General features: G+C 66.3%; 16 protein-coding genes. 9 read left to right on the top strand and 7 right to left on the bottom strand.

All coding sequences use genetic code 11. From position 1 onward, the window contains the following. Window positions 1–137 precede the first annotated feature (137 nt). The gene (mgtE, locus tag ACOTSS_RS09480; RefSeq protein WP_448691235.1) at window positions 138–1,595 is read right to left on the bottom strand and encodes a magnesium transporter; all 1,458 of its coding nucleotides are present in this window, start codon (window positions 1,593–1,595) and stop codon (window positions 138–140) included. Between the two features lie 172 nt (window positions 1,596–1,767). Here mgtE and ACOTSS_RS09475 point away from each other — a divergent pair, with 172 nt between their 5' ends. Continuing rightward, window positions 1,768–2,217: a peptidylprolyl isomerase gene (locus ACOTSS_RS09475; RefSeq protein WP_448691234.1), complete on the top strand. Its 450-nt coding sequence runs from the start codon at window positions 1,768–1,770 to the stop codon at window positions 2,215–2,217. A 144-nt stretch (window positions 2,218–2,361) separates the two neighbouring features. On the opposite strand, the gene ACOTSS_RS09470 is transcribed toward ACOTSS_RS09475, so the two are convergent. Then, complete coding sequence (locus tag ACOTSS_RS09470) at window positions 2,362–3,498, bottom strand: NAD(P)H-dependent flavin oxidoreductase (RefSeq protein WP_448691233.1); 1,137 nt, start codon at window positions 3,496–3,498, stop codon at window positions 2,362–2,364. A 199-nt stretch (window positions 3,499–3,697) separates the two neighbouring features. Between ACOTSS_RS09470 and nadC the strand changes: the two genes are divergently transcribed. The 3 genes from nadC to ACOTSS_RS09455 all read left to right on the top strand — a co-directional run bounded on the left by nadC (window position 3,698) and on the right by ACOTSS_RS09455 (window position 5,583). Further along, window positions 3,698–4,546: a carboxylating nicotinate-nucleotide diphosphorylase gene (nadC, locus tag ACOTSS_RS09465; protein WP_448691232.1), complete on the top strand. Its 849-nt coding sequence runs from the start codon at window positions 3,698–3,700 to the stop codon at window positions 4,544–4,546. Further along, the gene (locus tag ACOTSS_RS09460) at window positions 4,533–5,252 is read left to right on the top strand and encodes a ribonuclease T2 family protein (RefSeq protein WP_448691231.1); all 720 of its coding nucleotides are present in this window, start codon (window positions 4,533–4,535) and stop codon (window positions 5,250–5,252) included. Before nadC ends, ACOTSS_RS09460 begins: the two co-directional genes overlap by 14 nt. Before the next feature lie 94 nt (window positions 5,253–5,346). Then, entirely contained in the window at window positions 5,347–5,583 is a 237-nt protein-coding gene (locus tag ACOTSS_RS09455) for a hypothetical protein (protein WP_448691230.1), read from the top strand. 68 nt (window positions 5,584–5,651) lie between these two features. Here the strand turns inward: ACOTSS_RS09455 and ACOTSS_RS09450 are convergent, their stop codons facing one another. Then, window positions 5,652–6,050 (bottom strand): hypothetical protein, encoded by a 399-nt coding sequence (locus ACOTSS_RS09450; RefSeq protein ID WP_448691229.1) that lies wholly within the window; start codon window positions 6,048–6,050, stop codon window positions 5,652–5,654. A 73-nt stretch (window positions 6,051–6,123) separates the two neighbouring features. Then, window positions 6,124–7,395 carry an MFS transporter gene (locus ACOTSS_RS09445; protein ID WP_448691228.1) on the bottom strand — a complete coding sequence of 424 codons (1,272 nt, stop codon included), beginning with the start codon at window positions 7,393–7,395 and terminating at the stop codon, window positions 6,124–6,126. A gap of 147 nt (window positions 7,396–7,542) precedes the next feature. Between ACOTSS_RS09445 and pgsA the strand changes: the two genes are divergently transcribed. From pgsA to ACOTSS_RS09430, 3 genes are read left to right on the top strand one after another with little or no spacing between them, the layout of a single operon-like run. Then, window positions 7,543–8,115: a CDP-diacylglycerol--glycerol-3-phosphate 3-phosphatidyltransferase gene (pgsA, locus tag ACOTSS_RS09440; RefSeq protein ID WP_448691227.1), complete on the top strand. Its 573-nt coding sequence runs from the start codon at window positions 7,543–7,545 to the stop codon at window positions 8,113–8,115. A gap of 9 nt (window positions 8,116–8,124) precedes the next feature. Beyond that, window positions 8,125–8,376, top strand: a complete 252-nt coding sequence (gene moaD / locus ACOTSS_RS09435) for a molybdopterin converting factor subunit 1 (protein ID WP_448691226.1) — start codon at window positions 8,125–8,127, stop codon at window positions 8,374–8,376. Continuing rightward, entirely contained in the window at window positions 8,373–8,813 is a 441-nt protein-coding gene (locus ACOTSS_RS09430) for a molybdenum cofactor biosynthesis protein MoaE (protein WP_448691225.1), read from the top strand. Before moaD ends, ACOTSS_RS09430 begins: the two co-directional genes overlap by 4 nt. Before the next feature lie 87 nt (window positions 8,814–8,900). Here the strand turns inward: ACOTSS_RS09430 and ACOTSS_RS09425 are convergent, their stop codons facing one another. Beyond that, window positions 8,901–9,806: a hydrogen peroxide-inducible genes activator gene (locus ACOTSS_RS09425; RefSeq protein WP_448691224.1), complete on the bottom strand. Its 906-nt coding sequence runs from the start codon at window positions 9,804–9,806 to the stop codon at window positions 8,901–8,903. 182 nt (window positions 9,807–9,988) lie between these two features. Here ACOTSS_RS09425 and ACOTSS_RS09420 point away from each other — a divergent pair, with 182 nt between their 5' ends. After that, complete coding sequence (locus ACOTSS_RS09420; protein ID WP_448691223.1) at window positions 9,989–10,456, top strand: hypothetical protein; 468 nt, start codon at window positions 9,989–9,991, stop codon at window positions 10,454–10,456. A gap of 439 nt (window positions 10,457–10,895) precedes the next feature. Here ACOTSS_RS09420 and trmFO read toward each other — a convergent pair whose 3' ends face one another. Beyond that, window positions 10,896–12,242 carry a methylenetetrahydrofolate--tRNA-(uracil(54)-C(5))-methyltransferase (FADH(2)-oxidizing) TrmFO gene (gene trmFO / locus ACOTSS_RS09415; RefSeq protein WP_448691222.1) on the bottom strand — a complete coding sequence of 449 codons (1,347 nt, stop codon included), beginning with the start codon at window positions 12,240–12,242 and terminating at the stop codon, window positions 10,896–10,898. A 196-nt stretch (window positions 12,243–12,438) separates the two neighbouring features. Between trmFO and ACOTSS_RS09410 the strand changes: the two genes are divergently transcribed. Continuing rightward, window positions 12,439–13,104, top strand: coding sequence for a lysoplasmalogenase (locus tag ACOTSS_RS09410; RefSeq protein WP_448691221.1), 666 nt, complete (start codon window positions 12,439–12,441; stop codon window positions 13,102–13,104). Here the strand turns inward: ACOTSS_RS09410 and ACOTSS_RS09405 are convergent, their stop codons facing one another. Continuing rightward, on the bottom strand, window positions 13,105–13,566 hold the full coding sequence (locus ACOTSS_RS09405; RefSeq protein WP_448691220.1) for a host attachment family protein: 462 nt from the start codon (window positions 13,564–13,566) through the stop codon (window positions 13,105–13,107). It lies immediately after the preceding gene. Window positions 13,567–13,578 lie beyond the last annotated feature (12 nt).

Below are 13,578 nucleotides of genomic sequence, written 5' to 3'. Positions count from 1 at the left end.
AGCAGCGCTGCGGGGGGGCGATGACCGCTGCTCGAAGGAACAACGAAGCTGGCGGTGGATAAGTTCCCAAAAAAAAGGTGGGGGCCGCACTTTTTTTCCGAATCTTTTGAATCGGTTGGATTCCAAGGCTTTGCCGGTCAGATGCTGGTGAGCCCGCTCGCCACCGCAAGCCCCAGAAAGGCCAGAAAGCCCATGGAATCGGTCGTCATGGTAACGAAAATCGAACTGGCGACCGCCGGATCCTGATCGAGCCGGTCGAGCAGCAGCGGGATGGCGACCCCGGCCACGCCGGCGACGAAGATGTTCACGATCATCGCCGCGGCGATCACGCCGCCGAGACCGGGGTTGGCGAACCAGAGCGCGGTCGCTGTCCCCGCGATCAGCGCGATCGTACCGCCGTTGAGCAGCGCGATCTTCATCTCGCGCCAGACCGCACGCCAGCTGTTCGAATCGGTGAGCTGGTTCATCGCGAGCGCACGGACGGTCACGGCGAGCGTCTGGGTTCCCGCATTGCCGCCGACGCCGGCGACGATCGGCATCAGCGCCGCAAGCGCGACCATATGCTCGATCGCGCCGCCGAAGATGCCGACGATGGTCGAGGCGACGAGCGCGGTGCCGAGATTGGCGATCAGCCAACGTACCCGCGCGGCATAGGTTTCGCGGATTGGCTCGTTGATATCGCCGTCGCCGGCGCCCGACAGGCGCAAGATGTCCTCGCCCGCCTCTTCCTGGATGATATGGACGATATCGTCGACGGTGATCATACCGACGAGGCGCCCTGCCTTGTCGACCACGGCGGCCGAGATCAGCGCATATTTCTGGAAGCGGAGCGCGACTTCTTCCTGGTCCATGTCGACCGGGATCAGCGTCTGTTCGCGCTTCATCACATCGCTGATCGCGATGTCGCGCGGGGTGCGCAGGATCCAGCTGAGCTGGCAGGTGCCGACGGGGCGGTGCATCGGGTCGACGACGAAGATTTCCCAGAAATCGCTCGTGAGGTCGGTATCTTCGCGCAGCCGGTCGATGACGTCGCCGACAGTGACATGCTCGGGCACCGCGACCAGGTCGCGCTGCATCAGGCGACCGGCGGACTCCTCGGGGAAGGAGAGGGCGTCCTCGATCGCGGCGCGATCCTCGGGCTCCATCGCCTGGAGGACGGCCTGCTGCTCGTCCTCCTCCATATCCTCGATGATCGCGACGGCGTCGTCGGTATCGAGTTCGGACGCGATTTCGGCCACCTGTTCGGGCGCGAGCAGGTCGATCAGCCGCTCGCGCACATGCTCGTTCATCTCGGCGAGCACGTCGGGCGAGAGCAGGTCGCCGAGCACCGAGGCGAGCAGCGGGCGGTCCTCGTCGGACACGAGTTCGAACAGGTCGGCGATGTCGGCGGGGTGGAGGCGGCCGATACGCTCGCGCGCCGCCTCGTGCTCGCCCGCCTCGGCGAGCGCGAGCACGTCGCTGACGAATTCGGGCTTCAGTCGATCGTCTTCGTCGAGCTCGGTATCGGGTTCCTGCGCCGTGGAGGCGAGGCCCCGGTCACGGTCATCGGTCAGGACATCGTCTTGGGGGGGCAGGGAATCTTCGCGTTCGTCCATCGCGCGGCCCTCCCTGACATGATCGGCCGAAACAGCCCCGTGAACCGAATTTCCCCCTAGTCCCGGAGCCGCGCCTTGGCAACGCTACCAGAGGCGGCGCGGGCAATTAATGCGTGGCTTTGCCGCCCGCGCCCGCTATGGCACCGCCAACCCAATCCATGAGGAGCCTTCCATGTCCGAGCAGACCCTTACCCTGTCGCTGTCGACCGGCGACGTCGTCATCCGCCTGCGCCCCGATCTCGCCCCCAAGCATGTCGAGCGGATCAGCCAGCTCGCCAGCGAAGGCTTCTACGACGGCGTCGTCTTTCACCGCGTGATCCCCGGTTTCATGGCGCAGGGCGGCGACCCGACGGGCACCGGCATGGGCGGCAGCAAGCTCCCCGACCTGCCGGCCGAATTCAACAGCGAGCCGCACGTCCGCGGCGTCTGCTCGATGGCGCGCGCGCAGAATCCGAACAGCGCGAACAGCCAGTTCTTCATCTGCTTCGAGGACGCGCGCTTCCTCGACAACCAGTATACCGTCTGGGGCGAGGTGATCGAAGGCATGGACAATGTCGACGCGCTGCCGAAGGGCGAACCGCCGCGCGAGCCCGGCAAGATCGTGAAAGCGACGGTTTCGTAAGGCTCAACCCAACCCCTCCTCTTCAGAGGAGGGGCAGCGAGACTTGCGAGCTTGCTCGCTAGTCACAGCGGGGTGGTGCTTGCCTTCTTGCGCGCTGCGCGCCACCACCCCAACCCCTCCTCTGAAGAGGGGGGCTTTTATCGCCTACTCCCCCACAAACCCGTTCAGCCGTTCGCACGCGGCGATCCAGTCTTCCTTGAAGGCCTGGACGACCTGCCCGGCGCCCATCGCCTCGTTCATCAGCCCGACGCCCTGGCCGACCCAATAGGTTGCGAGCGCCTTCGCGCCTTCGTGGCCGCCTTCCGACAGCTTGTCGACCTTGCGCAGCGCGGGTTCGCTGACCAGCGACTGGAGCGGCATCGGCAGCGGCCTGGGCGCGCCTTCGGCTTCCCATGCGTCGGTCCACGGCGAGCGGAGCTGGCGCGAGGGCTTGCCGGTGCGGCTCTTCGACCGCACCGTGTCGCGCGCGCTGGCGGCGAGCATCTTGTCCTTCACCACGGGATTGGTCTCGGCCTCGGCGGTGGTGAGCCACACCGATCCGCACCAGGCACCGTGGGCGCCCATCGCCATCGCGGCGGCCATCTGACGCCCGGTGACGATGCCGCCCGCGGCGAGGATCGGCGTCGAATCGCCGATCGCATCGAGCGCCGCCGCGACCTCTGGCACCAGCACCATCGTCGCGACCTCGCCGCAATGGCCGCCCGCCTCGCCGCCCGCGACGACGAGAATGTCGACTCCGGCGCGCACCTGCGCCAGCGCATGATCGCGCGTTCCGACGAGCGCGGCGACTGGCACGCCGTGCCGCTTGCCCAGGTCGAGCATCAGTTGCGGCGGCACGCCGAGCGCGTTGGCGATCAGCTTGATCGGGTGGCGGAAGGCGACCTCGAGCAGTTTCGCCGCGCCATCCTCGTGCATATTCTCACCAAAGCTCTGTCGCGCCGCCATCGCATCCTCGAGCCCTTCGGCGTCGACGTCGAACTTGCCGAGAATATCGGCCGCGAATTGCAGATGCGCCTCGGGGATCCGGGGCGTGCCGGCCGCCGGCGCTTCGCCCTTGCCGGCGAAGCTGTTGGGGACGATCAGGTCGACGCCATAGGGACGCCCGCCGATATGCGCGTCGATCCACGCCAGCTCCTCCTCGAGCCGTTCGGGCGGCAGCGCGGCGGCGCCGAAGACGCCCATGCCGCCCGCTTTCGACACCGCGACGATGACGTCGCGGCAATGCGAGAAGGCGAGGAGGGGGAATTCGATGCCGAGCAGGGCGCAGATGGGGGATTGCATTCTTCTTCTCCCGATTTCCCGTTTCGTCATTGCGAGCGGAGCGAAGCAATCCAGGGCGGTACCCGCCGCTCTGGATTGCCGCGTCGCCTTCGGCTCCTCGCAATGACGAACGCCGGGCTTGATTGTCGATGCCCATGACAGCGCCAGTTGACGTAAACGTCAAGTTGATTTGCCGGACCCAGCCTTTATCGCGGGGGCCATGACCGATTTCACGCTCCCCGGCTTCGACCTCGATGCCTTCGTCCGCGCCACGCTGTCCGAGGATCTCGGCAGCGGCGGCGACATCACGTCGCTGGCGACGATTCCCGCCGATGCGCGCTTCGAGGGGGTGATGGACAGCCGCGACGCGATCACCGTCGCGGGACTCCCGATCGCCGAGCGTTTCTTCCGCGCGCTCGCGCCCGACATGGCGATCGAGGTGCTGGTCGAGGAGGGCGCGCAAGTCGCCGCCGGCACCGATCTCGTCCGCCTGTCGGGCGACGCGCGCGCGATGCTGACCGCCGAGCGGTCGGCGCTCAACACCGTCCAGCATCTGTCGGGCATCGCGACGATGACGCGCACCTATGTCGACGCGATCGCGGGCACGGGCGCGACGCTGCTCGACACGCGCAAGACGATTCCCGGCCTGCGCGTGCTCGAAAAATATGCGACGCGCATGGGCGGCGCGACCAATCATCGCATGGGATTGTGGGACGCGGCGATGATCAAGGACAATCATGTCGCGGTCGCCGGATCGGTCGAGGAAGCGGTGCGGCGTGCCGTCGATGCGAAGATCGCGAACATCATCGTCGAGGTCGACCGCGTCGACCAGGTGGCGCCCGCGCTCGCCGCGGGTGCGACGCACCTGCTGCTCGACAATATGGACCTCGCGGCGCTGCGCGAATCGGTCGCTCTCGTCGCGGGCCGCGTTCCGACCGAGGCGTCGGGCGGGGTACGGCTCGACACGATCCGCGCGATCGCCGAGACGGGGGTGACCTATGTGTCGGTCGGACGGCTGACCCAGTCGGCGCCGGCCGCCGATATCGGGCTCGATTTTGCGCTGGCTTAGCGCCGCCGCGGCGCTGCTGGCGCTCGCGCCCACCGCCGCCCACGCGCAGGCGCTTGCCTGCACGCCGCCCGATCGCGTGGCGGTGCCGCGCATCGAGAAGCCGCGGCGCGGCGAACCGGCGCGCAGCCCGAAGATCGCGGGCTATCTGCTCGCCATGAGCTGGTCGCCGCAGCATTGCGCGAGCGTGCGCAATCCGAGGGCGCCGCGCGACCGCTTCCAATGTGCGGGCGAGGGCGGGCGCTTCGGCTGGGTGCTTCACGGATTGTGGCCCGAATCCGATGGCCCCGCCTATCCGCAATGGTGCCGCCCGGCGAAGATCGTGCCCACGGCGATCCTCCGCCGCCATATGTGCATGACTCCCTCGGCGCAGCTTCTGCAGCACGAATGGGCGAAGCACGGCACCTGCATGAGCCCGCATCCCGCCGCCTATTTCCGCGCCGCCGAAATATTGTTCGGCGCGGTGCGCTTTCCCGACATGAAGGCGCTCGCGACGCGGCCGCAGACCGCGGGATCGATCCGCGCCGCCTTTGCCAAGGTCAATCAAGGAGTGAACGCATCGATGATCGCCGTGGTGACCGACCGCGAGGGCTGGCTCGACGAGGTGCGCATCTGCCTCGGGCCGCGGATGCGGCCGCAGCGCTGCAAGCCGTTCCAGGCGGGCGCCGGCGACCGCCGCGCGGTGCGGATCGCCGCGCCGCCGCGTTAGGCGCCGCGCAGAAAGGCGTCCCGCGACGGGACGCCCGCCGCGTTAACGACTTTTTAACCTTACCACTTCGTTAAGACCTTCCTAGCGTCGGGGCATGGACCGACTCGACCCCGATCTCCGCATCGACATTCGCGGCCGCGTGCGCGACCACGGCGCCCGGCAACTGGCGATCGCGCGGCTGAGCGCTCCACAGGACTGGCAAGGCGCGCTGCGCCGCGCGCTGGCCGAGGAACGCCGCCCGCGACCGATGTTCGTGAGCAGCAGCGACGTGGGGCTGTTTCTGGAGAGTTTCGCGGTGTTTTTTACCGCGACGATGATGTTTTTGATTTGAGGCGTGGGCCGGTAGCGGTTGCGTCCGCTTTGGGGTGGGAAGGATCATTGGATGGCGATGTAGCGCTTTTAATCGAGCGGCGGACCGTCCAAGATTTCGCGCATGGTTTTGCCCTCACGCACAGCGGCCCAAGCACGCCGGTCGGTCATCATCTTTCCCAAGTCGCACTTGACGCCTGATGCATCAAGAAGGGCTAATCGCTTTTTATCTAGTCGCTTGAACGCACTCCATGCGTGCCAAGAAACGAAGGCGATCCACGCCCCGTAGGTGAGAAGTATCAGCAGAAATATGGCATTTGGGATTGCGATCCACCCGATCATATGAAGGAGCACAGCCAAGAAAAGCGGCAAAATCGGCTTAGCGATTTCCCATTGTAGCCAACGCCCCCATTCCTGATCGCCTCGACGGTAGCTCGCCAGCAAAACTGATCTCATGCGGATGCGTTGACGTTGTGTTCTGAGAAACATGCCCTAGCCCCGAAAGTAATCGTCAGCATTTTAGCTGGTTTGTCGACGTCCGCAATCGGTCGGAAGCCTCCGTCTAATCACAGGCCTTGTGCAGCTTCCACGCGAGCCAGGCGGAAACGAGGCACATCGCCGCGACCATCAGCAGCGTGTCGTCGATCGTCAGCCCCATGCCGATCAGCACGCTGAGGATCAGCGTCGCCGCGACCATGAAGCCCGAATTGACGATATTGTTCGCGGCGATCGTCCGCGCCGTCTGCGACTTGGCGACCGTGGTGGTCAGAAAGGCATAAAGCGGCACGACGAACATGCCGCCCGCGATCGCGATGCCGAGCAGGTCGAGGATGATGCGGTCGCCCGCGCGCAGCGACAGGAATTCGCGCCACGCCATCAGCGTGCCGTCGGCGTGCTGCCAACCGCGCACCGACAGCCACAGGTCGACGACGAATATCCCCATCACGATCACCGATCCCGGCGAATAGCGCGCGGAGACGTGTCCCTTGAGCAGCCGGTTGACGACGATCGAGCCGATCGCGACGCCCACCGAGAAGATGGCGGTGAACAGCGTCGCGACGGTGTTGTCGGCGCCGAGCGCATTTTTCACCAGCGGCGGGAATTGGGCCGCGAGGATCGCGCCGATCGCCCAGAAGAAGCTGATCGAGACGATCGCGAGGAACAGGCGCGGGATGTGCATCGTCGAATTGACGATCTGCCACGACGAGCGAAAGACGTTGTGGTCGATGACGAGATCGCGCGCTTCCGCTTCGGGCGGCGCGGGCGGCACCGAGCTGGCGGTCAGCCGCCCGATCACGGCGACCGTGATGATGCCGATGATAGCGAAATGGGGTGGAGTCAGCCCGCCGACGATGGTGCCGCCAAGGATCGCGATATAGGTGCCCGCCTCGACCCAGCCGGTGCCCGCCAGCACCTCGTCCTCGTGCAGATGCTGGGGCAGGATCGCATATTTGATCGGGCCGAAGAAAGTCGAGTGCATCCCCATCGAAAAGAGCGCGAGCAGCATCAGCGGCACGTTGTGGAGCCAGATTCCGGCGCCGCCGACGATCATGATCAGGATTTCCGCGCTCTTGATGAGGCGGATCATCCGCGTCTTGTCGGTGCTGTCGGCAAGCTGCCCGGCGAGCGCCGAGAAGAGAAAGAAGGGCAGGATGAAGAGGCCGCCCGCGAGCGCGTTGAACCAGGCCTCGGTCTCGGGATCCTTGTAGATGGTGAAGGTGACGAGGATCACCATCGCCATCTTGTAGAAATTGTCGTTGAAGGCGTTGAGGAACTGGGTCGCAAACAGAGGCAGGAACCGGCGTTGCTTCATCAGCGCAAAGGAACCGGTCATGCGTAACCCACTTTATCCACCCCAATTCGTCCCGCCACCGGCCCCGCGGGGCAATATGGTTGTCGCCCGGGGGGCTTATCGGTTAGGGGAAGCGGGGTCAAAGCCCATTTTGGAACAGTCGCGCCGCCGCGGTGGAAATCGGGGATCATGCTCAGCCTTCCCAATCTTTTGACATTGTCGCGGATATTGGCGGTTCCCATCCTGCTCTTCCTGCTGTGGCCCGGCGTCGCCCCTGGCGGGCATCAGCCGAAGCCGATCGATTACGCCTTCGCCTTCGGCCTCTACTGCCTGATGGGCATTACCGATTATTTTGACGGCTATGTTGCGCGGGCGCGCGGCACCGTGTCGCGGCTCGGCATCTTTCTCGACCCCATCGCCGACAAGATCATGATCGCGGCGGTGATCCTGCTGCTCGTCTTCACGCGCGACATTGCGGGTTATCATGTGATCGCCGCGCTGGTCATCCTGCTGCGCGAGATCATCGTGTCGGGCCTGCGCGAGTTCCTCGCGACGCTGCAGGTGTCGATGCCGGTCACCCGGCTCGCCAAATGGAAGACCGCGTTCCAGCTGATCGCGTTCGGCGCGCTGATCCTCGCGGGCGCCGTGCCCGCGATGGCGTGGGTCAAGACCGTCGGGCTCGCCTCGCTGTGGGGCGCGGCGGTGCTGACGCTGATCACCGGCTGGGATTATCTGCGCGTCGGCCTGAAGCATATGGACTGAGGCGGACACATGCGGATCGCCTATTTCGCCTGGGTGCGCGAGCGCATGGGAATCGCCGAGGAAGCGGTCGAGCTGCCCGCGGGCATCGCGACGGTCGGCGATCTGGTGCGCTGGCTCGCGGCGCGCGACGAGCGCGGCGCGCGCGCCTTTGCCGAGCCGCACCGCATTCGCGCCGCGCTCGGCGGGGCGATGGTCGGCGCCGACGCCGTCATCGGCGATGCCGAGGAGGTCGCGCTGTTTCCACCGGTGACGGGGGGATGATCCGCGTCGACGTCCGCCCCGAGCCTATCGACGTCGCGGCCGAACTCGCGGCGCACGATGCGGGCGGACATGGCGCGAGCGCAAGCTTTGTGGGCCGAGTGCGCGGCGATGACGGGCTCGTCGAGCTGTTCCTCGACCATCATCCGGTGCTGACCGCGCGCGGGCTCGACGAGCTGGCGGCGCAGGCCGCGGCGCGCTGGTGGCTCGGGGCGCTGACGCTGATCCACCGGGTCGGGGCGATGGCGCCGGGCGACACCATCGTCCTCGTCCTCGCGAGCAGCCCGCACCGCGCCGAGGCGATCGCGGCGACCGAATATCTGATCGACCGGCTGAAGACCGACGTGATGCTGTGGAAGCGCGAGACCTTCGCCGACGGGCGCGCGGATTGGGTCGAGCAGCGTGAGAGCGATACCGAGCGCGCGGGGCGGTGGGGTTGAATTCGTCATCCGGCGAAGGCCGGGATCTCGCCGGTGCGCCATAACGATAGGGTGAGATCCCGGCCTTCGCCGGGATGACGGGTGGAATCAATTCACCTTATGTTTGCGGAAGATATCGGCGAGCATCTTGAACTCGTCGGCGCGCGGGCTGCCCTTGCGCCAGACGAGCGCGATGGTGCGCCAGTCGTGCTCCGAATCGAGTGGCCGGGTGTCGATGTCGGTGTGGTCGAGAATGCCGGCCTCGATCGCCATCTGCGGCAACATCGTGATGCCGAGGCCGTTGTCGACCATCTGGACGAGCGTGTGGAGCGAGGTGCCCATCATCCGCGCCCCGGCACGCAGCTCGGGGCGGTTGCACGCGGCGAGCGCATGGTCCTTCAGGCAATGACCGTCCTCGAGCATCAGCATCTGCGCGGGGTCGATCTGATCGGCGCTGACCATGGCCGGCAGCTCCTCGGCCTGGTCGCCGGGGAAGGCGACGAACAGCGCGTCGTCGAACAGCGTCTCGGCCTCGACGTCGCCGCACGCGTAGGGGAGGGCGAGAAGCACGCAGTCGACCGCGCCGTGATGGAGCGACTCGCAGGCTTGCGCGCTCGGTTCCTCGCGCAGGAAGAGCTTCAGCGACGGCCGCTCCTTGCGGAGCCGGGGCAGAAGGCCGGGGAGGAGGAAGGGGGCGATGGTCGGGATGACGCTCATGCGCAGTTCGCCGACGAGCGGCGCCGCGGCGGCGGCGGCCATGTCGGCGAGTTCCTCGGCCTCGCGTAGCACGCGGTGCGCCTTTTCGACGATCGCATTGCCGAGCATGGTGAAGCGCACGACGCGGCGCGTGCGCTCGACCAGCGTCTGGCCGAGCAGGGTTTCGAGCTCGCGGATGCCCGCCGACAGCGTCGACTGGGTGACGTTGCAGGCGTCGGCGGCGCGGCCGAAATGGCCATGCTCATGAAGCGCGACCAGATATTGCATCTGCTTCAGCGAGGGGAGGTAGTTGTGCATTGATCGGATATAGCAATGATGGGGGAAGTTTTGAACAATCATCTCGATAAATCGTCGCCCCAGCGAAGGCTGGGGCCGCTGGCGGGTTCGCGCTGTGCCGATAGTGACCCCAGCTTTGGCTGGGGCGACGGGCACTTGGCTGCGACCGGCGATCCATGTAACCTCGCGTCGGGAGGGGCTTCATGGCGGTTTCACGTTTTCTGATCGGCGGTGTCGCGAGCGCGCTGCTGCTGACCGGCGGCGTCTTTATGTGGAAGGGCTATACCCAGGTCGCCGCGGATCCAGCCCTGCCCGATCCACCACCCGCGCTGCCCGCGATCCCGGTAGCGGGCGCCAATGCCCCGAAGCGCGGCGCCGCGCCGCCTGCGCTGCCATCGGCCAAGGCGGAATCGCGCGAGGAGCGCCGCTTCAACCGCTACGACCGCGACCGCAACGAACGGATCAGCCGGGTCGAGATGATGTCGACGCGCACCGCGGCTTTTCGCAAGCTCGACAAGGACGGCAATAATCTGCTGAGCTTCGAGGAATGGGCGGCAGCGACGAGCGACCGCTTCGCGGGCGCCGATGCCGACAAGTCGGGCGACCTGACGCGGGTGGAGTTCGCGACCACGGCGCCGAAACGGGTGGCGAAACCGAAGTGCAGTTGCTGAGTGTCTGCAAGCGACCGGTTGCGGACAAAAATAACGTGATCCCCGGCGAAAGCCGGGGTCCAGGGCGTTAGAAACCGATGCTGGCTAATCGCGCTCTGGCCCCCGGCTTTCGCCGGGGATCACCAGATGGGCCATCCTCTGGAGCGCGCGCCTGTCTTTCATCGTCACCCCGGACTTGATCCGGGGTCCCGCTCGACCTTTCGAAGCCAGTCGATGCCTCAAAAAGCGGGATCCCGGATCAAGTCCGGGATGACGAATGTCGGGAATCGACCGTAGCGGCCATTTCACCACCGTCACCCTGAACTTGTTTCAGGGTCCATGGCCTGCCGTCTACTTCGACGCGGCATCGAACGAGAGGTCTGGCCATGGATGCTGAAACAAGTTCAGCATGACGTGATCTTGAACGGCCGCTCCCCACCCCAAGCTGCCGCAACGGCCCCTAGGCGACCACGCCATCGGTCAGCTTTATCCATTCGGCCAGCGCCTCGCCCGCGCGTCTCGTGTAGCCGAGCTTGCGGTCCTTCTTGCGGACATCTTCCGCGAGCGGCGGAAACAGGCCGAAGTTGACGTTCATCGGCTGATAGCTCGCGGCGTCGGCGCCGCCGGTGATATGCCCGAGCAGCGCGCCGAGCGCGGTTTCGGGCGGCGGCGGCGGCAGGTCGCGCCCCGCGAGCTCGGCGGCGGCGAAGCGCGCGGCGACGAGGCCGATCGCGGCGCTTTCGACATAACCTTCGCAGCCGGTGATCTGTCCGGCGAAGCGGATATGCGGCGCCGATTTGAGCCGAAGCTGACCGTCGAGCAGCTCGGGCGAGCGGATGAAGCTGTTGCGGTGCAGTCCGCCGAGACGCGCGAACTCGGCCTTTTCGAGACCGGGGATGGTGCGGAACAGTTCGACCTGCGCCGCGTGCTTCAGCTTGGTCTGAAAGCCGACCATGTTCCACAGCGTGCCGAGCGCATTGTCCTGGCGAAGCTGGACGACCGCATAGGGCCAGCGGCCGGTGCGCGGGTTGTCGAGACCGACGCCTTTCATCGGGCCGAAGCGCAAGGTTTCGGGGCCGCGTTCGGCCATCACCTCGATCGGCATGCAGCCTTCGAAATAGGGGGTGTCCTTTTCCCAATCCTTGAAGTCGGTCTTGTCGCCGTCGACGAGCCCCTGGACGAAGGCGTGATATTGATCCTTGTCCATCGGGCAGTTGATATAATCCTTGCCGTCGCCGATCGGCCCGACCTTGTCCCAGCGGCTCGCCATCCACGCGACGTCCATGTCGATGCTGTCGCGGTAGACGATGGGGGCGATCGCATCGAAGAAGGCGAGGGCATCCTTGCCGGTCGCCGCGCCGATGCTCTCCGCGAGACCCGCGGCGGTGAGCGGGCCGGTCGCGACGATCGTCATGCCTTCGGGCGGCAGCGTGTCGATGCGTTCGCGGACGATGGTGATATTCGGATGCTCCGAAAGCAGCTTCGTCACGCCGCCCGAGAAAAGGTCGCGATCGACCGCGAGCGCCGAACCCGCGGGGACTTTCGTGGCATCGGCCTCGCGCATGATGATCGAGCCCAGCGCGCGCATCTCGCGGTGGAGCAGACCGACCGCATTGCTGTCAGCGTCGTCGCTGCGGAAGCTGTTCGAGCACACCATCTCGGCGAGCGTGTCGCCCTGGTGCGCGGGCGTCGTATCGCCGCCGCCGCGCATTTCGGACAGGCGCACGCGATAACCCGCCTCGGCAAGCTGCCACGCCGCCTCGGAGCCCGCGAGGCCGCCGCCGATGATCTGAATGTCGTGCGTCATGTCTCTATCCGTTGACTTGTGCCCAATTGCCCGCGCACTAAGAGCGGGGATGACGTCAAATTGAAGCGTCATTGCGAGCGAAGCGAAGCAATCCAGAGTGGTTTACGCCAACCCTGGATTGCTTCGCTTCGCTCGCAATGACGACGATAGTCAATGGCCCTACGCGGGTTGAAGACAAGATGCAAAGGGGCGGATGATGTCGGGCGAACAGGGCTGGGATCGGGCGCGGTGGTTGTGGTGGCTGGCACTCGCCGGCGGGATCAGTTTCTTCGCGGCGGTGTACCAGCGGCTCGACGGGCCGGCGATCTGGGCGTGGAAGACGAGCGGCGTCGCCTTTCTCGCGCTGTGGGCTGCGGCGAACGCCCGCGAAAGGAATGGCTGGCTGATCGCCGCGGCGCTCGGTTTCGGAGCGCTCGGCGACTGGCTCCTCGACGCGAAGGGGCTCGAGACCGGGGCGGTGGCTTTCGTGATCGGGCATGTCATTGCGATCATTCTGTACCTGACCAACCGGCGGCCCGCGACGACGGCGTCGCAGCGCCTGCTCGGCTGGCTGGTGATGCCCGCGACGCTGGTGATCGTGTGGGGCATGCTGAGCCCGGCGCCCGGCTGGTGGCACGCCGCCGTCTATTCGCTGTTCGTCGCGGCGATGGCCGCCGCGGCATGGACCAGCCGCTTTCCGCGCTATCGCACCGGCATCGGCGCGATGCTGTTCCTCGCGAGCGACCTGTTCATCTTCGCGGGCGAGGGCGGAGTTCTGTCGAAAGACGTCACGATGTGGCTCGTCTGGCCGCTTTATTTCGGAGGACAGGCGCTCATCGCATGGGGGGTGGTGTCGACGCTGTCGAAAGAGGCGCGCGCCTGATCAGGATGGCGGCGCGGCTTCGCCCGCGAGCAGCGCCTCGATATCGGGGATCGGCCGGTCGGTCATTTCCTTGACATGCTCGCCGGCGAGGCGCGCGGTCACTTCCTTGTGCCAGAGCGGACGCAGTTCGCCCATGGTGCGGGCCGGCGCGATCACCACCAAAGCGTCGAAGGCGCCCGCCAGCGCCATCGCATTGACCTTTTCGGCGACATCGCGCGCGAAGCGGTCCTCTTCCTGCTGATGGAAATCGGGCTCGGTCATCGTTCCGCCGGCGAGACCGCTTCCCGCGGGGGCGGGCGACTGGCCGGCGGGCGCTGTCTTGATATCGCTGTCCTTGCGATCCTCGCGCGCCCGGTGCGACTGGGTGCGCAGGTCGATCTGCTGGTCGTCGCCGTGATTGCGCAGGAACAGCGCCTTGCGGCCGTCGGCGACGAGGACGAGCGTGTCGTGAGCTAGGGTCATGGTCGGGCTCCT

This window comes from Sphingopyxis sp. NJF-3 (assembly GCF_053514865.1).
This window is presented reverse-complemented; position numbering and strand designations above follow the sequence as displayed.